22 protein-coding genes are annotated in these 22,510 nt (G+C 61.0%); 12 read left to right on the plus strand and 10 right to left on the minus strand.

Annotated features, from left to right (window positions below; translation table 11 throughout):
- Positions 1-546 precede the first annotated feature (546 nt).
- The 4 genes from AAC126_RS00475 (at position 547) to AAC126_RS00490 (ending at position 2,820) form a co-directional block, all read left to right on the plus strand.
- Positions 547-1,041, plus strand: a complete 495-nt coding sequence (locus AAC126_RS00475; protein ID WP_339848743.1) for a GNAT family N-acetyltransferase — start codon at positions 547-549, stop codon at positions 1,039-1,041.
- Between the two features lie 84 nt (positions 1,042-1,125).
- Complete coding sequence (gene speB, locus AAC126_RS00480) at positions 1,126-2,082, plus strand: agmatinase (RefSeq protein ID WP_339848746.1); 957 nt, start codon at positions 1,126-1,128, stop codon at positions 2,080-2,082.
- A 94-nt stretch (positions 2,083-2,176) separates the two neighbouring features.
- A complete protein-coding gene (locus AAC126_RS00485; protein ID WP_339848749.1) occupies positions 2,177-2,419 on the plus strand; it encodes a type II toxin-antitoxin system RelE/ParE family toxin in 243 nt (80 codons plus the stop codon).
- An 11-nt stretch (positions 2,420-2,430) separates the two neighbouring features.
- Complete coding sequence (locus AAC126_RS00490; protein WP_339848752.1) at positions 2,431-2,820, plus strand: helix-turn-helix domain-containing protein; 390 nt, start codon at positions 2,431-2,433, stop codon at positions 2,818-2,820.
- Between the two features lie 44 nt (positions 2,821-2,864).
- On the opposite strand, the gene AAC126_RS00495 is transcribed toward AAC126_RS00490, so the two are convergent.
- From AAC126_RS00495 to AAC126_RS00530, 8 genes are all read right to left on the minus strand, one after another.
- Complete coding sequence (locus AAC126_RS00495; protein ID WP_339848755.1) at positions 2,865-3,365, minus strand: DUF1062 domain-containing protein; 501 nt, start codon at positions 3,363-3,365, stop codon at positions 2,865-2,867.
- A gap of 505 nt (positions 3,366-3,870) precedes the next feature.
- A complete protein-coding gene (locus AAC126_RS00500) occupies positions 3,871-5,016 on the minus strand; it encodes an iron-containing alcohol dehydrogenase (RefSeq protein ID WP_339848758.1) in 1,146 nt (381 codons plus the stop codon).
- A gap of 5 nt (positions 5,017-5,021) precedes the next feature.
- Positions 5,022-6,404, minus strand: coding sequence for an aldehyde dehydrogenase family protein (locus tag AAC126_RS00505; RefSeq protein ID WP_339848761.1), 1,383 nt, complete (start codon positions 6,402-6,404; stop codon positions 5,022-5,024).
- A 7-nt stretch (positions 6,405-6,411) separates the two neighbouring features.
- On the minus strand, positions 6,412-7,779 hold the full coding sequence (locus AAC126_RS00510) for a glutamine synthetase family protein (RefSeq protein WP_339848763.1): 1,368 nt from the start codon (positions 7,777-7,779) through the stop codon (positions 6,412-6,414).
- 159 nt (positions 7,780-7,938) lie between these two features.
- Positions 7,939-8,994: a TRAP transporter substrate-binding protein gene (locus AAC126_RS00515; protein ID WP_339848765.1), complete on the minus strand. Its 1,056-nt coding sequence runs from the start codon at positions 8,992-8,994 to the stop codon at positions 7,939-7,941.
- 142 nt (positions 8,995-9,136) lie between these two features.
- Positions 9,137-10,462 (minus strand): TRAP transporter large permease subunit, encoded by a 1,326-nt coding sequence (locus AAC126_RS00520; RefSeq protein WP_339848767.1) that lies wholly within the window; start codon positions 10,460-10,462, stop codon positions 9,137-9,139.
- Entirely contained in the window at positions 10,462-10,968 is a 507-nt protein-coding gene (locus tag AAC126_RS00525; RefSeq protein WP_339848769.1) for a TRAP transporter small permease subunit, read from the minus strand. The genes AAC126_RS00520 and AAC126_RS00525 overlap by 1 nt, the downstream gene beginning before the upstream one ends.
- Entirely contained in the window at positions 10,961-11,770 is an 810-nt protein-coding gene (locus AAC126_RS00530; protein WP_339848818.1) for an N-formylglutamate amidohydrolase, read from the minus strand. Before AAC126_RS00530 ends, AAC126_RS00525 begins: the two co-directional genes overlap by 8 nt.
- Positions 11,771-11,927: 157 nt before the next feature.
- On the opposite strand from AAC126_RS00530, the gene AAC126_RS00535 reads away from it, so the two are divergent.
- Positions 11,928-12,803, plus strand: coding sequence for a MurR/RpiR family transcriptional regulator (locus AAC126_RS00535; RefSeq protein WP_339848771.1), 876 nt, complete (start codon positions 11,928-11,930; stop codon positions 12,801-12,803).
- An 11-nt stretch (positions 12,804-12,814) separates the two neighbouring features.
- On the opposite strand, the gene AAC126_RS00540 is transcribed toward AAC126_RS00535, so the two are convergent.
- The gene (locus tag AAC126_RS00540) at positions 12,815-13,852 is read right to left on the minus strand and encodes a glycosyltransferase (RefSeq protein WP_339848773.1); all 1,038 of its coding nucleotides are present in this window, start codon (positions 13,850-13,852) and stop codon (positions 12,815-12,817) included.
- A 90-nt stretch (positions 13,853-13,942) separates the two neighbouring features.
- On the opposite strand from AAC126_RS00540, the gene AAC126_RS00545 reads away from it, so the two are divergent.
- Positions 13,943-14,962: a glycosyltransferase family 9 protein gene (locus AAC126_RS00545; RefSeq protein ID WP_339848776.1), complete on the plus strand. Its 1,020-nt coding sequence runs from the start codon at positions 13,943-13,945 to the stop codon at positions 14,960-14,962.
- A gap of 28 nt (positions 14,963-14,990) precedes the next feature.
- Here AAC126_RS00545 and AAC126_RS00550 read toward each other — a convergent pair whose 3' ends face one another.
- Entirely contained in the window at positions 14,991-15,350 is a 360-nt protein-coding gene (locus tag AAC126_RS00550) for a PilZ domain-containing protein (RefSeq protein ID WP_339848778.1), read from the minus strand.
- Between the two features lie 187 nt (positions 15,351-15,537).
- Between AAC126_RS00550 and AAC126_RS00555 the strand changes: the two genes are divergently transcribed.
- From AAC126_RS00555 to AAC126_RS00580, 6 genes are all read left to right on the plus strand, one after another.
- Positions 15,538-16,293 carry an ABC transporter ATP-binding protein gene (locus tag AAC126_RS00555; RefSeq protein ID WP_339848779.1) on the plus strand — a complete coding sequence of 252 codons (756 nt, stop codon included), beginning with the start codon at positions 15,538-15,540 and terminating at the stop codon, positions 16,291-16,293.
- 168 nt (positions 16,294-16,461) lie between these two features.
- Entirely contained in the window at positions 16,462-17,382 is a 921-nt protein-coding gene (locus AAC126_RS00560; RefSeq protein ID WP_339848781.1) for a sulfite exporter TauE/SafE family protein, read from the plus strand.
- A gap of 4 nt (positions 17,383-17,386) precedes the next feature.
- Positions 17,387-18,151 carry a TIGR02186 family protein gene (locus tag AAC126_RS00565; RefSeq protein WP_339848783.1) on the plus strand — a complete coding sequence of 255 codons (765 nt, stop codon included), beginning with the start codon at positions 17,387-17,389 and terminating at the stop codon, positions 18,149-18,151.
- 30 nt (positions 18,152-18,181) lie between these two features.
- A complete protein-coding gene (locus AAC126_RS00570; protein ID WP_339848785.1) occupies positions 18,182-18,667 on the plus strand; it encodes a universal stress protein in 486 nt (161 codons plus the stop codon).
- A gap of 148 nt (positions 18,668-18,815) precedes the next feature.
- Positions 18,816-21,695, plus strand: a complete 2,880-nt coding sequence (locus tag AAC126_RS00575; RefSeq protein ID WP_339848786.1) for a molybdopterin oxidoreductase family protein — start codon at positions 18,816-18,818, stop codon at positions 21,693-21,695.
- On the plus strand, positions 21,692-22,510 hold the full coding sequence (locus tag AAC126_RS00580; protein ID WP_339848788.1) for a 4Fe-4S dicluster domain-containing protein: 819 nt from the start codon (positions 21,692-21,694) through the stop codon (positions 22,508-22,510). The genes AAC126_RS00575 and AAC126_RS00580 overlap by 4 nt, the downstream gene beginning before the upstream one ends.

Below are 22,510 nucleotides of genomic sequence, written 5' to 3' on the forward strand. Positions count from 1 at the left end.
AGTCTTGTAGCAGTAGCGGGGTTCAGGCGGAGGTGCCGGCTCCGACTGGGCGCGCGCACTGGTTTCCAACGGCAGGTTGGCACATGCCGAAACAAGGAAACAAACCAGTAGTATCAGCGCTCGAGCTGCCACCAAAGTCCCCATATATTAGTCAAGTCATTCTGAATGTGACTTTTTTACCCGTACTTGGCAATTGAAAAGCGGAATGGGTGAAGATGTGCCGCATCTCCGCCCGGCCGAATATTTGCCATGGTCAGAGTCCTCTCTTGGGGACGGTACTGACCATAGCGCCATAAAACCAAACCGCTTCCGCTCAAATACAGGTGCCGGAATTGACATTGCCAAATGCCTCAATAATCATGAGGTCATGAGAACAGCCCTCGCCGCACACATCTCCCGACGCCGACGCTGCACAAACCAGCAGTGTGCCGTGTGGAATCCGCGACGACGAAGGTAATTGGGCACTCCCCACCAATTCATTATCCAGAAACCATTGCACCCTGCCCGCCACCCGGTCGGCGGGATTTTCGTGTCTGTGAGAACCTGATGCCCGAAGACATTTTAACAAGTTTCCGGAAGGCCCGGCCAGAAGACGTACCGGCAATCTATGCGCTGGTCCATGCCGCCTATGCGAAATGGGTCCCGATTATAGGCCGCGAGCCAAAACCGATGAGCGTCGACTATGAGCAAGCCTTACGGGAGCATGATTTTGCCCTGCTTTGCATCGCTGGGGAGATCGCCGGGCTGATCGAGACGATGACGCGAGACGATCATCTGTGGATCGAAAATGTCGCCGTCTCTCCGGCACGTCAGGGAATGGGGCTGGGCCGCCGGCTTCTCGCGCATGCCGAAGAGACAGCAGAACGATCTGGTCTGACGAAAATCTCCCTGCTGACAAATGCGGATTTCAAAACAAACGTCACGCTCTACGAGAAGATTGGATATGTCACCACGGTGCGGGAGCCGTTTATGGGCGGCACGATACTCTATATGAGCAAGACACTTGGCGACGGCGCCCGAAACGCCGCAGTGCCCGGGTAATCCCCGGGTAATCATTGCACCGCCCGGCAATATCGCCTGCAATACCGTCACGTCTCATCGCCTCCAACCAGCCGGGATACTCTCATGTCATCGCACGGATACGAAACGGGCCGCCTCAACCTGCCTTTTGTCGGCATCGCAACCTTCGGCAAATATCCCTACCAGCCGGACTGGGACACCATCGAGGCGGATGTCGCGGTGCTCGGCGCACCGTTCGATTTCGGCACCCAGTTCCGTCCCGGCGCCCGCTTCGGCCCGCGCGGTATCCGGGAGGCTTCCACCCTGTTCTCCTTCGGCCATGGCGGCGCCTACGACCATGAGGACGACATCACCTACCTGCCCGCGGAGACGACGCGGATTGTCGATCTGGGCGATGCGGACATCATCCATACTGATACGGAACAGAGCCACGCCAATATCGAATTCGGCGTGCGCAAGATCCTGAAGGCCGGAGCCATCCCGGTCGTTCTCGGCGGCGATCACTCGGTGAACATTCCCTGCATCAACGCCTTCTCCGAGGAGGAACCAGTCCATCTGGTGCAGATCGACGCCCATCTCGATTTCGTTGACGAGCGGCACGGCGTGCGAAGCGGCCACGGCAACCCGATGCGGCGGGCGGCAGAGAACCCCTACGTCACCGGCCTCAGCCAGATCGGCATCCGAAACGTCTCCTCGACCGCGCGCGAGGGCTATGAAGATGCCCGTGCCATGGGCTCGGACATCCTTTCGGTCCGCCAGCTCCGCAACATTGGCATTGAGGGTGTGCTGGAGCGCATCCCGGCCGGTAAACGCTATTACGTCACCATCGATATCGACGGCTTCGATCCCTCCATCGCCCCCGGCACCGGCACCCCGAGCCACGGCGGCTTCACCTATTACGAAGGGTTGGAGCTGCTGGATGGACTGACCAGGCGCGGATCAGTGGTCGGCGTGGATCTGGTCGAGGTCGCCCCGGATTACGATCATTCCGGCAGCACTACGACACTGGCCGCGCAATTGCTGCTGAATTTCATCGGTCGGATATTGCATCACCGGAAGTGAATCAGGGACCGGCTTCCCAATAACACCTCAAAACCTCTCATATCCCGAATAGCGATACAGGCAACAACGCCAATCGCATTTAACGATATCGGTTATGAGCAAAGTCCAGTACACTGCCACCGCGCTGAAGCAGATGAGGAAACTGGCGCCGGAAATCCGAGAGCGGCTCCGGTCCAAGATTTCCGAATATGCCGAGACAGGAAAAGGCGACGTGACTGCAATGCAGGGCGAGCCCGTATTCCGACTCAGGGTTGGTGATTATCGTGTCGTCTTCAGCAATGGCGCCACCGGAATTTCCATTCTGCGTGCCGGGCATCGACGCGAAATTTATCGGTAGGGCTAGTCGATATGAGCAAAGTTCAAATCATCACCTCACCGTCCGGCGAGCAAATGGTCGTCCTCTCCAAGGAAGAATTCGACCTGATGGCCGCCAACCAATTCGATGAGGATGCGGAAACCTTGCGCATCTATCGGGAATCCATGGCCGCCATCGAACGCGGCGAGGATATTGCCTTGCCGGAAGCGGTCTGGGATCGGCTGGAAGCGCGTGAAAGCCCCGTTCGCGTGCTGCGGGAATTCCGCTCCATGACCCAGAAGGAACTGGCGGAGGCCGCCGGTATTTCCCAAAGCTATCTTTCCGAAATCGAGCGCGGCGCCCGCGAAGGAACACTCAGCACGATCAAGGCGATAGCCAAAGCGCTTGCCGTTCCTCTGACGGTGCTGACCGAGGATTACTGACAACATCTCCTCTTGATATCCGGCCTTGTCGTGCGTTCGGATCCTTACCCGCTATCCGGCCGGCCCGCTATCCGGCCGGGATGAATATTGCTCCCGCTGATCCGCGTGCCATTCCGGAGTGGACGGCGCAGCACTCTTGGCCCACCTGGATCGATCACGAGCTTTCCTGCATCGTAGAGAGCCTGTATCCGAGCACGTCCAATCCCGAATTCCTCGGCCAGAAACCTGTCGAGCCGCATTGCGACGGGGTTTCGCACGACGAGCCTGATCTCGAACGCCTCGCCTCCACTTCCACCCTCTTCAACTTGCTTTTTGACCTGAGTGCCACCGAACACCGCGACACATGGGGCCCAGCGTTTCAGATCGGCGATATCGAGCGCAATGTTGTCTGCCAGTTCCTGGTCGTTGCCTTGCAGAGCCCGAAGATATGCCGGCTCCAGAAGGCTCACCGGGCGGCGCTCAAGCAGTGGCCGATTCCATGTGCTCTCGCACGTTGCGCACTTATAGATCAGCCAGGCATCGAGTTTCTTGCCGTTACTGTTCACTCTGATTTTGCCGCTGCTAACAAAATTCGAGACCGCGCCGCAGCGCCTGCAATGTAGCTGCGGCTGCGGGGCCACCGTCGGGGTGACGGTCCAAATGGCCCTGAGAATAGTGGACATGCCGGTTCGCTCTTCCCACTGGGAAGCTCGCCGGGCAGCGGTATCGACAGGTGCCGATCAGGCGCGGTGACAGAACGGGTTTTAGGACAAGATGGTGCGGTGGCCGGAAAATCCGGCGCGGGTCAGCCGTGCCAAACCGGTCTCGACCGCCATCACACGAAACTTCCATGACGAAATAAGCGGCACCGCAAGTACGGGCCGCGCTGGAAATTGTGGTTCTGGTGAGACCGGCAGTTAACTCGGCAAACTGGCTCTACCCGCTGAATGATCGAGAGAACTCTACATATCCGCGCAATTTTCCAAAGACAACCCCTCGCAGACGAGCCGCCGGAAACGAAAAAGGCGGGTCAAAACCCGCCTTCACGCTCAAGGATGTTTGTTCAATTCGTCAGATCGACTGCTTGAACAGCTCCGTCAGGTTCTTGACCGTCAGCTCCACCGGGTTGCCGCCGCAGCTCGGGTCATCGATGGCCATGGCTGCCAGCTCGTCGATCCGGTCGGTGCCGACGCCGAGGGCGGACATCTTGTCGGGGATCGCCAGGTCCTCGCGCAGCTTCAGCACGTAGTCGAAGAAACCGTCGAAGCCACCGGAGATACCAAGATAGGCCGATGCCTGGGTCAGCCTGTCCTCGATGGCCGGACGATTGAAGCGCAGCACCGGAGGCATGACCACGGCGTTGGTGGTGCCGTGATGGGTATTGTAGACGGCGCCCAGCGGGTGGGACAGCGCGTGGATGGCGCCGAGGCCCTTCTGGAAAGCGGTCGCGCCCATGGCCGCCGCACTCATCATATGGGCCCGGGCTTCAAGGTCGCTGCCGTCCGCATAGGCGCGCGGCAGATACTCCTTCACCAGCCGCAGGCCCTCGAGCGCGATGCCCTGGCTCATCGGGTGATAGTGCGGGCTGCAGAAGGCTTCGAGGCAGTGGGCAAAAGCATCCATGCCGGTGCCGGCCGTGATCGGTTTCGGCATACCGACGGTCAGTTCCGGATCGCAGATCACCACGCTGGGGAGCACCTTCGGATGGAAGATGATCTTCTTCACATGGGTTTCCGAATTGGTCAGCACGCTGGCGCGGCCAACTTCGGAGCCGGTGCCCGCCGTGGTCGGCACGGCGACGTTCGGATAGATCTTGCTGGCGTCCGCACGCGTCCACCAGTCGCCGATATCCTCGTAGTCCCAGACAGAGCCCTTCTGGTCCGCCATGAAGGCGACCATTTTGCCGAGATCGAGACCGGAGCCGCCACCAAAGGCGATGACGCCGTCATGATCGCCGTCCTTGAAGACCTTGATCCCGGCCTCGAGATTTTTCTCATTGGGGTTCGGGTCGACTTCCGAGAACATGGCGCGGCCAAGCCCGGCCGCCTCCATCAGATCGAGCGTCTTCGTGGTGATCGGCAGGCTGGCCAGCCCCTTGTCCGTGACCAGCAGCGGGCGCTTGATACCGGCGGCGGCACAGGCCTCGCCGATTTCGGCAATACGTCCGACACCGAAGCGGATCGCGGTCGGGTAGCTCCAGTTGGCTTTGATGCTCATGGCATTCAGGCTTTCTTAAGATGGTATGATTTCGGGCGTGTCAGGTTCTGGAAACCGATGACGGAGAGCGCACCGCCACGGCCGGTATCCTTGCAGCCGGTCCAGCACAGGCCGGGATCGAGATAGTCGGCGCGGTTCATGAAGACGCTTCCGGTCTCGAGCTGCGCGCCAATGGCCGCCGCCCGGTCGGTGTCTTTCGTCCAGAGCGAAGCGGTCAGGCCGAAGTCGCTGTCGTTCATCAGGCGGATCGCTTCCGCGTCGTCCTTGACCTTCATGATGCCGACAACAGGCCCGAAGCTCTCTTCCCGCATCACCCTCATCTCGTGGCTAACCCCTGTCAGGATCTGCGGCATCAGATAGGCGCCGCCGTCATCTTCCGGGAACAGCTTCGGGTCAATCAGCGGCGTCGCACCGAGGGCAACAGCCTCCTTGGTCTGCTCACGCACCAGAGCAGCGAAGCGCTTGTGCGCCATCGGTCCAAGCGTCGTTGCCTCTTCCATCGGGTTGCCGAGCTTGTAGCCGGAAACAATGGCAACGGCCTTCTCGATGAAAGCGTCATAGAGGCTCTCATGCACATAGATCCGCTCAATACCGCAACAGCACTGGCCGGAATTGAACATGGCGCCGTCGATCAGCGTATCCGCCGCCGCGTCGAGATCGGCGTCTTCCATCACATAACCCGGATCCTTGCCGCCAAGCTCCAGACCGAGCCCGGTAAAGGTCCCCGCCGCCGCCCGTTCGATGGCACGGCCACCCCCGACGGAGCCGGTGAAATTGATAAAATCGAACTCGCGGGTGCCGATCAGCGCCTCGGTCGTGCCGTGATCGAGGAAGAGATTGACGAACAATCCCTTCGGCAACCCCGCCTCCTCGAAAGCGCGGACCATGCGCTCACCGACCAGCAGGGTCTGCGTCGCGTGCTTCAGCGCCACCGCGTTACCGGCGATCAGCGCCGGAGCAACGGTGTTGATGGCCGTCATGTAGGGGTAATTCCAGGGCGCGATGACGAAGACCAGGCCATGCGGCTCCCGCATGATGCGGCGCTCGAACTTGTCGGAGTTCTCCACCACGATCGGCGCCAGCGCCGTCTCGGCAATATCGGCCATATAGGAGGCACGCTCGTTTGTGCCGCCGAATTCGCCGCCATAGCGCACCGGGCGGCCCATCATGTGGGCCAGTTCCGGCACCATCTCGGCCTGCATCTCGCCAAGCCGGGCAACACCGGCGCGGACCACCGCAACCCGGTCGGCCAGCGGCCGTGCCGCCCATGCGCGCTGGGCGTCCCGCGCCGCCGCGAGGATCTCGCGCGCCGCCGCCGGCTCGATCACCGGACGTTCCGCGAAAACGGATCCGTCGATCGGCGAAATACACTGAAGCATCTTGGTCATTGAAGTGTCAGGCCCTTTCAAACCCGCGATTGACTTCCCAGTCAGTGACGCGGCGGTCATATTCAATCTGCTCCCACCGGGCAGCATGCACATAATGGTCGATCACCTCGTCGCCGAAGGCCGACCGCAACATTGTGGATCCATCGAGCGCCGTGGTTGCTTCCCGCAGCGTTGCCGGGATCTCGCGGACATCCGTTCCGCCATAGGCATCGCCCTTGAATTCCGGCTCCAGTGCCATCTTCTTCTCGATCCCGTCAATGCCCGCCGCAAGCAGGGCCGCCATGGCGAGATAGGGGTTGAGATCGGCGCCGCCAATCCGGCACTCGACACGCACCGCCTTGGTGCCATCACCGCAGACCCGGAAGCCGGCCGTGCGGTTATCCATGGACCAGACAGACTTGGTCGGCGCGAAGGTGCCGGCCACGAAGCGCTTGTAGGAATTGATGTAGGGCGCGAGGAAACCGGTGATCTCGTCGGCATGGGCAAGCAGCCCGGCGACATAGTTCTGCATCAGCTCCGACATGCCGTATTTGGCATCCGGATCGAAGAACAGCGGCGTGCCGTCGAGCGACCAGAGCGACTGGTGAACGTGCGAGGAATTGCCCGCATAGTCGTAATGCCACTTGGCGAGGAAGCTGATCGCATGCCCCTTGGCCCAGGCGATTTCCTTGCAACCGTTTTTGATCAGCACATGCCGGTCCGCCATGGTGAGCGCCTCGGCATAACGGACATTGATCTCTTCCTGGCCCGCGTCGGCCTCACCCTTGGAATTTTCCACCGGGATGTCTGCGCCGTTCAGACCGTTGCGGATGGCCCGCATCACCCCCTCTTCCTTGGTGGTCTGGAAGATGTGGTAATCCTCGTTATAGGGGCTGATGACATCGAGATTGCGGTAGCCCTGGGCGTGCGCTTCCTCGTAGCTCTGCTTGAACAGGAAGAATTCCAGCTCGGTCGCCATGAAGGCTTTCATGCCCATCGCTTCCAGCCGGGCCACCTGCTTCTTCAGGATCGCGCGCGGGGAATGCGGCACTTCCTCGTGGGTGTGATGGTCGAGCATGTCGCAGAGCACCAGCGCCGTGCCTTCCAACCAGGGAATGCGGCGCAGCGTGGAAAGGTCCGGTTTCATCGTGTAGTCGCCGTAACCCGCCTGCCAGCTCGTCGCCTTGAAGCCCTCGACCGTGTTCATCTCCATATCGGTCGCCTGGAGATAGTTGCAGCTGTGGGTCTCCTTGTAGGCGCTTTCGCAGAAGAACTCGGCATGGAAGCGTTTGCCCATCAGCCGGCCCTGCATGTCGATCTGCGCCGCGAGCACTGTGTCAATTTCGCCGCTCGCGACCGCCGCGCGCAGCTCCTCAAGGGTGAGTTTGCCTGCCATGCCGATAACCCATCATTCCTGTGTTCGGGGATGATCCCGGTGCCTGTCATCTATCAGCGTCCGGCCCTGAACGGCCCGGACGAAATCCGGCCGCCAGATCCCCGTTTCAGGGTGCCAGGCGGCCGGCATTCATAACTCCCTCAAAAAGGGAGTCAGGTCTTAGCTATAGCGATACGGCTTGCCGGCCTTTTTCATATCCGCCGCATATTGCTTGAAGATCTCGACCACCTTCTTCGTGCGCGGAGTCCGGTCGGCGATTTCCTCCCAGAACTTCTCGGCCTCATCCTCGACCGTCTTCCATTCGGCATCGTCGATGGAGGTCAGCTTCAGCTTGGTGCCGTTGACACGCAGCTTGGCTTCACCGCCCCAGTACCAGTGCTGGCGATAATAGTGCGAGCTGTCCATGCAGAGCCGGAACAGGGTTTTCAGATGCTCCGGCAGTTCGTCCCAGCGTTCGGAATTGGCGAAGTAGGAACCACACCAGGCGCCAGAGATGTTGTTGGTCAGGAAGTAGTTGGTCACATCCGCCCAGCCGACGGTGTAATCCTCGGTAATGCCGGACCAGGCAATACCGTCGAGCTCACCGGTCTGCACCGCGACCTCGATGTCTTCCCACGGCAGGGTGACCGGCACCACGCCGAAGCGGGACAGGAACTTGCCAGCGGTCGGGAAGGTGAAGATCCGCTTGCCTTTAAGGTCATCCAGCTTGTTGATCGGATCGACCGTGTTGAAGTGGCAGGGGTCCCAGGCGCCGGCGCTGAGCCAGGTCACGCCATCGACCTCACCATAGGCTTCTTCCCAGATCTCCTTCAGGCCGTACTGCTCGAACAGCACCGGCACGTCGAGGCTGTAGCGGGTGGCGAACGGGAAATAGCCGCCGAACACCGAGATATCGACCGGAGCCGCGATGGAATCGTCATCGCTCTGCACCGCGTCGATGGTGCCGCGCTGCATGGCCCGGAACAGCTCGCCCGTCGGGACCAGCTGGTCGGCGAAATAGAGTTCGATTTCCATCTCGCCGTTGGCGACCTTGTTGAAAGCGTCGATGGACGGCTTGATCACATGCTCGGCAAGGGCCGGGCCTGCATAGGTCTGCAGGCGCCACTTGATGGTCTTGTTGGTGGCGGCCTGAACGTAAGGCGCACTCAGTGTCGTGGCGCCGGCCCCCGCCGTCGCGACGGCAGCCGTCTTCAGAAAATCGCGTCTGTTCTTCATCTCACCAATTTCCCTCTTTGATGGGGTTCATTTGAACCCGTTGCCCCGATGCATCGGCTGAAACCAACCGTCGCATCTCCCTGTTGTGGCGCGTCGCGCCTTCCTTCCCCACTTTATTTTCTTTTGCATCGCCACCCGGCTGCTAGCGACCATAAAAGGTCTTCGGCAACCAAAGCGCGATCTCAGGGAAGATCATGACCAAGATAAGCGCCAATGTCATGACCAGCACGAAGGGGCCGATGGACCGGTAGATGTCCGACAGCGTGACCTCCGGCGGCGCCATGGCGCGCATCAGGAAGAGATTGTAGCCAAAAGGCGGCGTCATATAGGCGATCTGGCAGGTGATCGTGTAGAGCACGCCGTACCAGACCAGATCGAAACCCAGCACCTTCACCAGCGGCACATAGAGCGGCGCGACGATGACCAGCATCGCGGTGTCGTCCAGGAACATACCCATCAGGATGAAGGAGAGCTGCATCAGGATAAGGACTTCCCACGGGGTAAGCCCGAGCTTGCCGATAAAGAAGCCCTCGATGGCTTTCACCGCGCCCAGACCGTCGAACACCGAGCCGAAGCAGAGTGCGGCCAGGATGATCCACATGAACATGCAGCTGATGCCGAGCGTCTTGCGCAGGGTTTCTTCCATGACATGTGCAGTCAGACGGCGCTTCACCAAAGCGGCCAGCGTGGCAGCGGTGGCGCCAACGGCAGCGCTCTCGACCAGGGATGTCACGCCCAGCAGGAACAGGCCGGTCATGGAGAAGAAGATGAACAGCGGCAGGATACCCGCCTGCAACAGCCGGAACTTCTCCGCCCAGGTGATCTCCTCGCGCTCTTCCTTGCTGAGGGACGGACCGAGGTTGGGCTGAAACCAGCAGCGAATGACGATATAGGCGATGAACATGCCGGCCATCATCAGACCCGGAAGGGCACCGGCGAGCCAGAGCTGGCTGACCGGCTGGCGGGCGATCATGCCATAGAGCACGAGCACAACACTCGGAGGCACCAGAATACCAAGCGAACTCCCCGCCTGGATCACCCCCGTCACCATGATCTTGTCATAGCCGCGCCGGAGCAGTTCCGGCAGCGCGATGCTGGCGCCGATGGCCATGCCCGCGACGGAGAGGCCGTTCATGGCGGAGACCGCGACCATCAGCAGGATAGTGCCGATGGCGAGACCGCCATTCAAAGGCCCCATCCAGACATGGAACATCCGGTAGAGATCGTCGGCGATCCGCGATTCCGACAGCATGTAGCCCATATAGACGAACAGCGGCAGGGTCAGCAGCGGATACCATTTCATCAGCTTCATGGCCGCGCTGAAGGCCATTTCCGAGCCGCCATCGCCCCACATCAGGAGGGCGGCGGCGGAAGCAACGAAACCGATGGCCCCGAAAACCCGCTGCCCCGTCAGGAGCAACAGCATCATCGAGGAGAACATCAGGAGGGCGATCAGCTCGTAGCTCATCAGAGCTCCTCCCCGCGTGCGGCGGCAATATCCTTGAAGAGTGTCGCCACTGCCTGCAACAGCATCATGAAGACGCCGAAGGTCATGACGACTTTCACCGGCGCCATGTAGGGCGCCCAGGCGGAATAGCTCTGCTCGCCATATTCAATCGCGTAGGAGGTCGAGGAATAGCCTCCATAAAGCAGCAGGCAGAGATAGAAGATCAGGAACAGCACGGTAACCGAGTCGACCAGGGACCGGGTGCGCGGCTTCCAGGTGGTGTACAGCAGATCCATCCGGACATGATCACCGAGCTGCATGGAATAGCTGCCGCCGAGAAGGTAGTAGGCCACCATCAGGAACTGGGCGGTCTCAAGGGTCCAGTGCGCAGGCAGGAAGACGGTCTTCGAGAAGGACGAATAGAGCAACACGCCCAGCATCGCGAAGATCAGATACATCGCGCACCGGCCGATAGCCCGGTTCACCTTCTCCACATACCTGACATAAAGCCGTATCGCTTTAGGCATCCCCGACCTCTTGCGCCTTGTGAGAGACCGGAGCGGTACAGCAGCCGATCGCATCCCGGATCACGTCCGAGAAGACTCGTGCCATCGCCGTCTGCTCCGACGGCTGGCGGATCACATCGTTCCGGATTTCAATCATCACATTGAGCAGGCCGCGCGGCAGCGCGTGCTTCTGCAATGTGTGGGTTACCCCATCCTCCGGACCGTATGGCTCGTTCCGCCGCACATCCAGGCCTTCGAAAGCCCCGGCTCTGTCGAGCATGGCATCGGCAAGCCGGGTGTCTTCGTCGTGCAGAATACCGATTTCGAATGGCCGCCCGGCGCCGTGATAGGTCGGTGTAAAGGAATGAATGGTGACGATGGCGGGCGATACACCAGCCGCGACACGTTTCTCGATCACCGAGCCGACCGCAGCATGAAAGGGATTATAGACCCGTTCCACACGCTCCGACCGTGCATCGTCCGAAAGGTTCTGATTACCGGGAATCGGGAAGATTTCGCTGACCGGCGGCATCGCGCTTGCGGCGCTCGGCGGACGATTGCAGTCATAAACAAGCCGAGAGATAGAAGCGGCCACCATCGGGCAATCCAGCGTTGTCGCAATAATCGATGCCACCGCCAGAGCGCCGGGATCCCAGGCCACGTGGCTTTCGCAGACATCCGCGCCAAGACCGAGATCGTTCAATTCGGGGGGAATAAAATTCGAGGCGTGCTCGCAGACAATGATCGCCGGCCCGCGCCCGCTCTCATTGGTTACCCGTACCGGATCACCCCAAGCGGATGCACCGGACATTGGCTGAGCCATCGTCGCCACTCGTATTCTCCCTGCCTCTTGCAGGCATCTTTTCAGCTTTGATCAGGCAGTCAAGAATAATTCTGAAAATTCTTCTTCTCTGAAATTCAGAATGTAGCATTATTTTCAGAGCAAAGAATGGCGTCAAAGCGCCAGCCGGGAGGATCAAATGTCGGAAATCTCAGCAGGGACTGTCGCGGAGCGCATCAGCCGCCTGTTTGAAACGCTCACGCATGCGGAGCGCAAACTGAGTAATGTGATCCTCGATAACTACCCTGTCTCCGGCCTCGGCACGATCACCGCACTGGCTGAAACGGCGGAAGTATCCGCTCCCACCGTCGCCCGGATGGCCCGGAAGTTGGGATATGGCGGCTTTCCGGAATTGCAGACCGCCCTCCGGACCGAACTGGAAGCAACGCTCTCCAGCCCCATAACCAAGCACGACAGCTGGGCCGCGAACGCGCCGGACACCCATATCCTGAACCGCTTTGCCGACGCGGTGACGGACAATCTGCGCCAGACGCTGCAGCAACTGGATCTCGAGGATTTCGATGCGGTCGTCGATCTGCTCGCCGACCCGGCCCGCAACATCTATGTCGTCGGCGGCCGCATCAGCCGTTCCATGGCGGATTATCTCTTTACCCACATGCAGGTTATTCGCGACCGGGTGACGCTGATCCCGCCAAATTCAAACACCTGGCCGCACTATGTGCTGAACATGACGGAAGGAGACGTGCTGGTGGCGTTCGACATCCGGCGCTACGAGCACGACACCCACCGGCTCGCCGAAATGGCGACCGAACAGGGGGCACAGCTCGTGCTGTTCACGGATCAGTGGGGCTCACCCGCCGCGAAACATGCCAGCCACGGCTTCCGCGCCAGGATCGAGGCGCCGTCGGCCTGGGACAGCTCGGTCGTCATTATGTTCATTCTGGAAGCTCTGATCGCCGCCGTGCAGACAGAGCGCTGGGAGGAGACCCGGGACCGGATGAAGACGCTCGAGCAGCTCTTCGACAGAACGAAACTGTTCCGCAAATTCACCTGAAATGAGTCGTACTAGCGCCGGAATGACGAGAGCAATTCCAGATACTGGCGCACCACCGTGTCTTCGCTGAATTTAGCTTCATATTCGGCGCGTCCCGCGGCAACGAGTGAGGCGGCCAGCGTCGTGTCGGCAATCACCGTTCTCAACTGAGCGGCCAACCCGTCCGCATCTTCAAGATCGGCCAGCAGACCGGTCTCGCCATGGCGGATCAAATGCACCGGCCCCTCGCTCCGCGCGGCCACCACCGGGCGGTCCCGCGCCCAGGCTTCGATGACGACATTTCCAAGTCCTTCGACCCGACTGGAACAGACCAGAATGTCGGCGGTGGCCAAGAGGTCCGCCGTATCGTCCCGCCAGCCAAGAAAGACAACGCGCGCGCCGACACCAAGCTCTGCTGCAAGCGCCTTCAGCGCCGCCTCTTCCGGACCCGTTCCGGCGATCCAGAGATGCGCATCAGGCACCCTGGAAAGAGCCCGGATCAGGACATCAAACGCCTTGTTTCTATGCAACCGGCCGAGAGCGAGAAGCAGAGGCGCGTCCTTCGGAGTTCCAAGCGCGGTGCGGTCAAGAACCTTGCCCGGCGCCGCATCGACAAAATTCGGCAGGTAATGCGCCCGCTCTGCCGGCCAGCCCTGCCCCGTCACATGATCGATCAGACCCGGCGCGTTGCAGATCAGATGATCGAAGCCGCGATAATATTTGATGTCGTAATAACCACCGATCCGGCCCGCCCGGATATAGTCGCCCGGAGGGGTTTTCGAGGCGGCCCGGTTCATCCAGGCCAGCACGACATCCGGTGCGAAGGAGCGGATATCCTTTTTCAGCCGCCACGGCGTCAGGAAATCAAGCGCCCCGCCAAAACCGTACTCGGTGAAATCGACTCCCGCCGCGCGCATAATATCCGCCCGGCGCTCATCCCGGCGGATTGCCACGCGCTGTGTCACGGCCGTGCCGCGCTCAGGCTTTGCCATGGCGGATGTCAGCCGTTCGAAAAACACTTCGGCGCCGCCGTGGCGCGCGCCTGCCATGGTTTGATAAAGTCTGATCATCCAAATATCGGAAAAGCTTGTGACAACGAGGCGCATTGTGGTGTAGCCGGGACCTGACCGCAAGCGCAGCCAGTTCGGGAGCCGTGAGACGTGGAAGCTGAAACCGCCGGAGCCAACCCACGCCCCATTGGCGGTACGCTCGTCATCCAGCCGCTGCCCGGCATCGGCGACGCGATCTGGCATCTCCCGCACCTGAAAAGCATTGCCGCGCAGACCAAGGAAAAGACGGTCACACTGCTGACCAAGAAACGCTCGCGGGCGGACTCGCTCTTCCAGCATATGGATTGCGTGCGGGATGTGCTGTGGCTGGACGAGAAGCGGGATCGCGGGCCACTCGGCGGCTTCCTCTTGGGTGCCGCGCTCCGGCCCTACGATTTCACAAGTGTCTGGATCCTGCACACCTCCCCTCGATACGGGCTCGCCACCTGGCGTGCGGGAATCAAGGAGAGGGCTGGATATGGCATCGGCTGGCAGGACGCCTTCCTGACCTCGCAGCACAGTCTCTCGCGGAACGCCAAGAATTTTACCGCGATTGAAAAGGCAAATCAGCTTCTGCTGAACCACTCCGTACCAAAGCTTGAGAGCATGCCGCAGATCCAGGTTCCCGCACCAATGCTGGAGGAAACGCGGCAACAATACGCATCCCTGCCCCGGCCATGGTTCAGCTTTATCATCGGCGCCAGTGAGGCTTTCAAACAATGGGGTGCCGATAATTTCGGCGCGCTTGCCGACCGGGTGCGGCGGGAGACCGGCGGGACGATCTTCCTGATCGGCGGCCCCGGAGAATCCGATATTGCGGACCGCTTGCAGACACGCTTCGGGCGGCCGGACTGGATCGTTCCCGTTCTGACCCTGCCGATTTTCGAAACTGGTGCTGTCATCGCCGCGACGGATCTGGCCGTCGGCAATGATACAGGGTTTCTCAATCTGGCTGCTGCAACTGGCGTCCAGTCAGTCGGCCTGTTCGGCGGCTCCCCTCCCATGATGGAGGACAGCAGGATCGACGCGATCACTCCCTACGGAGAACTACGGTACGGCAGTGAAAGGATGGTGGAAATAAGCCCCGATCAGGTTGCTGGCAGGGTCTTTTCAAACCTCGCCGCGGACTAGCTGTTCCGCGCCAGGGAGCGCAAACCGTTCACTCCGCGCGCGCCTGAGCCTCGCTTTGCTGCTCGTGCATCATTCGCACCCAGACGGAGACCACCGCCCCGGCTTCCTCCGAATTGAAGCTGATACGCGAGCCCGTGGCATCGTTGCCGATCAGCCGTCCGGTGAGATTGAGCCCCGATTCCGAATGCCGGATCGTCAATTCAGCACCGGGCACCGCATCCACTGGCGGCTCCAGCCGGAGACCACCGACCGAAACATTATCGACGATGCAGCTATGCGCCACGCCTTCCACCGTCACCTCCAGGGGCGAGGTGACCGGATAGCGTTCGTACTGACGTCTTTCGTCTTTCGAGAACAGGCCGATGGCCCGCAGGATAGCGCTTAACATGGCTCAGGACTCCTTCGGCACAATCGCCGAAACTTCAACCTATGATACGCACTCAATGACATATTTGAAACGTGCTCTGTGCGAGAACAGACACAAGAGACAATATATTCCAGCGCCCCATTAACTATAGGCTTCGAATAAAGCATTCTTGCGCCGAGCACCAATCCAAAAGGACGGACTGCGTATCGTGGCGAAACTAAACCTGGAAAACGTCCAGCATCATTTTGGCGCGGCGGAGGCAACGGCGGTTCATGCGGTTGGGTCGGCCGGGTTCTCTTTGTCGGATGGTGACTTCCTGGCGATCGTCGGTCCTTCCGGCTGCGGGAAATCGACCCTGCTGCGGCTGGTCGCCGGGCTTGTCCCGCTCCGCGACGGGCATATTGCATTCGACGGTGAGCCGGTGACCGGCCCCAGCCCCCGGCGCGGCATGGTGTTCCAGCAACCCGCGCTGTTTCCCTGGCTGACGGTGGAACGGAACATCGCATTCGGAGCCCGTTTCCGCGCCCTTTCCCGCAAGCAGACCGCGACGCTTACGGCGGAATTGATCAGCGCGGTCGGATTGGAAGACTTTGAGAGCTTCTATCCTTCAGCTCTCTCCGGCGGCATGCAGCAGCGGGCCGCTTTGGCCCGCACGCTTGCCGGCGGGCCGGACCTGTTGCTGCTGGACGAACCCTTTGGGGCTCTCGACCAGCAGACCAGGGCAAAGATGCAAGTCTGGCTGGCCGGACTTCTGGCCGAGCGCGGCATCTCGGCGCTTCTGGTAACGCACGACATCGAGGAAGCGGTGTTTCTTTCCGACCGGGTTCTGGTGATGAGCGGCCGCCCGGGCCGCATTCTCCGGGAAATCGACATTGACCTCCCCCGGCCGCGCGCAGCCGGTATCAGAACCGCTCCCGGGTTTGTTGCCCTGAAAGCCGAGATCGGGGCAATCCTCGGGACCTGACGGAAGATTTAACGATCACAGGGCCCCGCCGGCAGGATAGTTAGAACCGCTACAAACAAGTCGTGGCCCCGTTACATACTTTTCTGTTATCAAAGAGGGAATCGTTCGGTTGGCTGCTATTGTGGCTGTCCGGTACCTGGTTCATTCCTGATCCTCCCTGCGGGGCCCATGTACATCTACCTGCCCATTGCAGAGATGTCGGTAAACGTCCTGACCATTCTGGCGATGGGCGGTGCCGTCGGCTTCCTGTCCGGCCTCTTTGGTGTCGGCGGCGGGTTCCTTATGACTCCCATCCTGATTTTCATCGGTGTTCCGGCCCCTGTTGCCGTCAGCACCGGCGCCAATCAGATCGTCGCCAGCTCGGTTTCCGGGGTCATCGCCCACTGGCGGCGCGGAAATCTCGACTTCACGATGGGCCTCGTCCTGCTCGGTGGCGGCATTATTGGCTCCAGCCTCGGCGTTCTGCTGTTCAAGTTTCTGGAAAGCCTCGGCCAGATCGATCTGGTTATTAAGCTCTGCTATGTCGTTTTCCTTGGTGTGATCGGCAGCCTGATGCTGCTGGAAAGCGTCCGCACGATCCTGCAGGTCCGGCAGAGCGGCGCACGCCGCCGGAAATTGCACCAGCATACCTGGATGCATGGCCTGCCGCTGAAGATGCGGTTTCGCAAATCGAAGCTCTATATCAGTGCCCTGCTGCCGCTCGGGATCGGGTTCTTTGTCGGCGTGCTCTCCGCCATCATGGGTGTCGGCGGCGGCTTCATCATGGTGCCGGCGATGATCTACATGCTGGGGATGCGAACCTCCATGGTGGTCGGCACATCGCTGCTGCAGATCATCTTCGTGACCGCCAACGTGACGTTCCTGCAATCCATCTCGACGCAAACCGTCGATGTCGTGCTCGCCATCCTGCTGCTGATCGGTGCTGTTGTCGGTGCCCAGTTCGGCAGCCAGTTCGCGGTCAAGCTCAAGGGCGAGCAACTCCGGGGGCTGCTTGCCCTGATGGTTGTCGCTGTTTGCCTGAAACTTGCGTTCGATCTGGTCATAACACCGGACGACATCTACTCCATTGTCGTGTCGCACAATGGTTAGTCCGATGCAGCTCTTCCCATCCCACCGCCTGCTGGCGCCGGTTATCATCGCCCTGCTCTTTCTCGCGGGAGAAAAGGTAAATGCGCAGGACCTGATCGCGGATCTATCCAGCCACCGGGTCGATATCACCACCGGCTTCACAGGCGCCGATCTGCTTCTGTTCGGCTCCGTCGACGATGATGGCGACATTGTCATCACGGTTTCCGGCCCGCGCGAGTCGATCACTGTACGGCGCAAGCAGCGCGTTGCCGGGATCTGGATGAATACCCGCAGCGTGGAATTCAAAAGCGCTCCGAATTTCTACACCGTCGCCTCCAACCGGCCGCTGGAGAAAATAGCCGCGCCGGAAGTTCTGGCACGGCAACAGATCGGCGCGGACAATCTCAGACTGCTCGCTGCGAGAGGCGAGCAAAGCGTGCCGCCCGAAGACGAGGCCACCTTCCGGAAAGCTCTGATCCGGCGCAAACAGGTGCAGGGCCTTTATGCCAGCGAGCCGGGCCGCGTTACCGTGATCGCCGGCAAGCTGTTTCGGACACAGGTGCATTTCCCGGCCAATCTTGCCACCGGCACCTATACAGCCGTCGTCTATCTGATCCGAGACGGCCGTGTCGTACATGCCCAGACAACACCGTTGCTGGTCGAAAAAGTCGGTATCGGTGCCGAGGTCTATGACTTCGCCCACAAGAGTTCGGCGACTTACGGATTGGCGGCAATCCTGATCGCTGTCGCCGCGGGCTGGCTTGCCGCCGCGGTTTTCCGTAAAGTCTGAACCAGTGTTGGCAGAACGGACAGAACGCGCATGAGCCAATTGACGGACGGATCGAAGCCCCGGGTTTTCCTTGTCGTTGTCGATGACAGCGAGGAGATGCAGATCGCCTTGCGCTTTGCCTGTCGCCGTGCCCGCCACAGCGGCGGTCATGTGGCCCTGTTCCGCGCGATAGAACCGCAGGAATTCCAGCACTGGATGGGTGTCGGTGAAATCATGCGCGAGGAAGCCCGGGAGGATGCGGAAGCCCTTCTCGGCACACTCTCCGAGCAAGTGGTCGAAATCTCCGGCCAGATCCCGATCATCTATGTCCGGGAAGGCTCGACCAGGGATGAGCTGCTCAACCTGATCGACGAGGAGCCGAGCATTTCCGTGCTGGTTCTGGGCGCGAATACCCAGGGAGAGAGCCCGGGACCGCTGGTCACATACATGGCCGGCAAGGGTGCCGGACGGATGCGCGTTCCGATCACCATTGTCCCCGGCAACCTCTCCGACGAGCAGATCGACGCCGTCACCTGAGTTCGCCCGGACAGAGTTAAATCGACCACTAATTCCGGATCGAAGAAAAAGTCTTGTTACGATCCTGACTTTTTCGGACAGGCCCTGCTATTGTCTCGGCAATTAATAAGCCTTTGAGCCGTTCAGGCCTGCCCGCCCCGGAGAGATAATGAACATCAACCCGTTCGAGACGGTGGTTGAAACAGTCGATACGTCGCCAACCATTTCCGACGAGACCAAGTTCACGACCTGTTACATGTGTGCCTGCCGCTGCGGCATCAAAGTGCACTTGCGAGACGGCACTATCCGTTACATCGAGGGCAACAAGAATCACCCGGTGAACAAGGGTGTGCTGTGTGCCAAGGGTTCCGCCGGGATCATGCAGCATTACTCCCCGGCGCGGCTGACCAAGCCGATGAAACGGGTCGGAGAGCGCGGCAGTGGCGAGTTCAAGGAAATCGAGTGGGAAGAAGCCCTTGCGACTGCCGCCGAATGGCTCGGCGACATCCGCAAGAGCGATCCCAAGAAGCTCGCTTTCTTCACCGGCCGCGACCAGTCCCAGTCGCTGACCGGCTGGTGGGCGAGCCAGTTCGGCACGCCGAACCACGCGGCGCATGGCGGGTTCTGTTCCGTCAACATGGCGGCGGCAGGGCTATATTCCATCGGCGGCTCCTTCTGGGAGTTCGGCGAGCCGGACTGGGAGCACACCAAATATTTCATGATGTTCGGCGTCGCCGAGGATCATGATTCGAACCCGATCAAGATGGGCCTCGGGCAGATCAAGACCCGTGGCGCCAAGTTCGTCTCCGTCAATCCGGTGAAGACCGGCTATTCCGCCATCGCGGATGAGTGGGTCGGTATCCGGCCCGGCACGGACGGACTGTTCATTCTGGCGCTGGTGCATGAGCTGCTGCGCGCCGGTAAGGTCGATCTGCAATACCTGGTACGCTACACGAACGCGCCCTGGCTGGTGATCCAGGATCCGGGCGCGGCCGATCACGGCCTGTTCGCCCGCGACGCCGAGGGCCGCCCGCTCGCCTTCGACAAGAGCTGCGGCAAGGTGGTCTCCGCACTGGAAGCCGACATTGCCCCGGATCTCGCCGGAGAGCATGTCCTGCCGGACGGGCGGAAAGCCGTGCCGTCCTTCAAGCTGCTGGCAGAGCGCTATCTCGATCCGTCCTATGCACCGGACGCCGTTGCCGCACAGACCGGTCTCGACGCAGCGACGATCAAGCGGCTCGCCGCCGAGATCGCCCATGCCGCCTTCGAGCAGGAAATCACCCTCGACGTGCCCTGGACCGACTGGGCCGGGCGCCGGCACGAGAAGATGATCGGCCGTCCCGTCGCCATGCATGCCATGCGCGGGATTTCCGCCCATTCCAACGGATTCCATACCTGCCGCGCCCTGCACATGCTGCAGATGTTGCTGGGCAGCATCGATTGCCCGGGTGGCTTCCGCTACAAGCCGCCCTTCCCGCGCCCGGCCCCGCCACCGCTGAAGCCTGTGGGCCGCGCTGAACAGATCAAGCCCGGCACGCCCATGGCAGGCCCACCGCTCGGCTTCCCGATGGGTCCGGAAGACCTCCTCGTGGACGATGCCGGCAACCCGGCCCGGATCGACAAGGCCTTCTCCTGGGATGCGCCGATGGCCGTGCACGGCATGATGCACATGGTCATCCACAATGCCTGGGCGCAGGACCCGTACCCGATCGACACCCTGTTCATGTACATGGCGAACATGAGCTGGAATTCGACGATGAATTCCAAGGGCACGATGGAGAAGCTGACGGACAAGGATCCGGAAACCGACGCATACCGTATTCCGAAGATCATCTATTCCGACGCCTATGCCTCCGAGATGGTGGCCTACGCCGATCTGATCCTGCCGGACACCACCTACCTGGAGCGCTGGGACTGCATCTCCCTGCTGGACCGGCCGATCTGCGATGCGGACGGTGCGGCGGACTCTATCCGCCAACCTGTCGTGGCACCGGACCGGGACGTGCGGCCGTTCCAGGAAGTCCTGATAGATCTCGGCGTCCGCCTCGGCCTGCCGGGTCTGACGCATGAGGACGGCTCGGCGAAATATCCGGGCGGCTATCCCGATTATATCGCCAACCACGAGCGCGCACCGGGCATCGGCCCGCTTGCGGGCTGGCGCGGCGCGGACGGCACAGAAGGCGGCAAGGGTGCGCCGAACCCGGACCAGCTCAAGCGCTATGTTGAGAACGAATGCTTCTGGCGGCACGAGTTCAAGCCGGAAGAGCGGTATTACAAGCACGCCAACAAGACCTATCTGGAAACCGCAACGCGCCTCGGGTTCATTGGCGCGCCGAACCAGATTATCATGCAGCTCTATGTGGAGCCGCTGCAGCAGTTCCGGCTGGCGGCCGAGGGGCATGGCGCCAACCAGCCGCCGGAAAAGGACCGGGAGCGGATCAAACGCTATTTCGATCCCCTGCCGATCTGGTACCAGCCGTTCGAGGAAAGCCAGGTCGATACCGACAGCTTTCCGATGCACGCGATCACCCAGCGCCCGGCGGCGATGTATCATTCCTGGGGCAGCCAGAACGCCTGGTTGCGCCAGTTACATGGCAAGAACCCGCTCTTCATGAACCGGGAGCAGGGCGAGAAGCTCGGTATTGCGGACGGAGACTGGGTCTATGTCACCTCCCATCACGGCCAGATCAAGGTGCCGGTCAAACTGATGGAAGGCGTCAACCCGGACACCGCTTGGACCTGGAACGCCATCGGCAAGCGCCGTGGCGCCTGGAACCTCGGCAAGGATGCGCCGGAAGCGACCAAGGGTTTCCTGCTGAACCACGTGATTTCCGAGCTGCTGCCCGCGCGCAAGGACGGCTACCGCTATGCCAATGCGGACCCGGTCACCGGTCAGGCCGCCTGGTACGATCTTCGGGTCCGGATCGAGAAAGCGGCAGATAACCGGCCGGAGACGGTTTCGGAACCGCAATTCCCGGTCCTGAAGACTGCGCCGACGGTGGAGCGTCCGAAAGGGCCGCTCCAGTACAAGGGGAGGCGCGGCCAATGACGTCTCTTCCGACAGCCCTACCCGCCTCGGCCGGAGGCAAGAAACTCGGCCTCGTCATCGATCTCGATATCTGCGTCGGCTGCCATGCCTGCGCCGTGAACTGCAAGGAATGGAACACCAGCGGCCATTCGGCACCGCTGACGGACTGGAACGCCTATAGCGACGATGCCACCGAAGATGGCGACGAAGGTGCCTGGGGTGTCTGGTTCAACCGCATCCATACCTTTGAGGCCGGAGAAGGCGAAGACGCCCGCACGGTGCATTTCCCGCGCTCCTGCCTGCATTGCGAGACACCCGACTGCGTCACGGTCTGTCCGACCGGTGCCTCCTACAAGCGGGCCGAGGACGGCATCGTTCTGGTCAATGCGGATCTCTGCATCGGCTGCAAGCTCTGCTCCTGGGCCTGCCCCTATGGCGCACGGGAATACGACAAAACCGAGGGGGTGATGAAGAAATGCACCCTCTGCGTCGACAAGATCTATAACGAGAACCTTGAAGAACAGGACCGGGTTCCGGCTTGCGTTTCCACCTGTCCCGCCAGCGCCCGGCATTTTGGCGATCTCGGCGATCCGGACTCCGATGTATCGAAACTGGTGGCCGAGCGTGAGGGTTACGAGCTGATGCCGGAGATGGGCTACAAGCCGGTGAACCGCTATCTGCCGCCGCGCCCGCGCCGGAACAAGGCCGATGAATTCGGTGCGCCTGAACGGCTCGCGGATCTTGCCCAACGGGTTCCCTCGCTGAATTCCGCGACGGAAACAACCACCGGCGCCAGCGGCCTGCTCGGCTGGCTCGACACCATGCTTTCCCGCTGA

The sequence above is a fragment of the uncultured Nisaea sp. genome (assembly GCF_963974195.1).
Taxonomy (GTDB): Bacteria; Pseudomonadota; Alphaproteobacteria; order Thalassobaculales; family Thalassobaculaceae; genus Nisaea.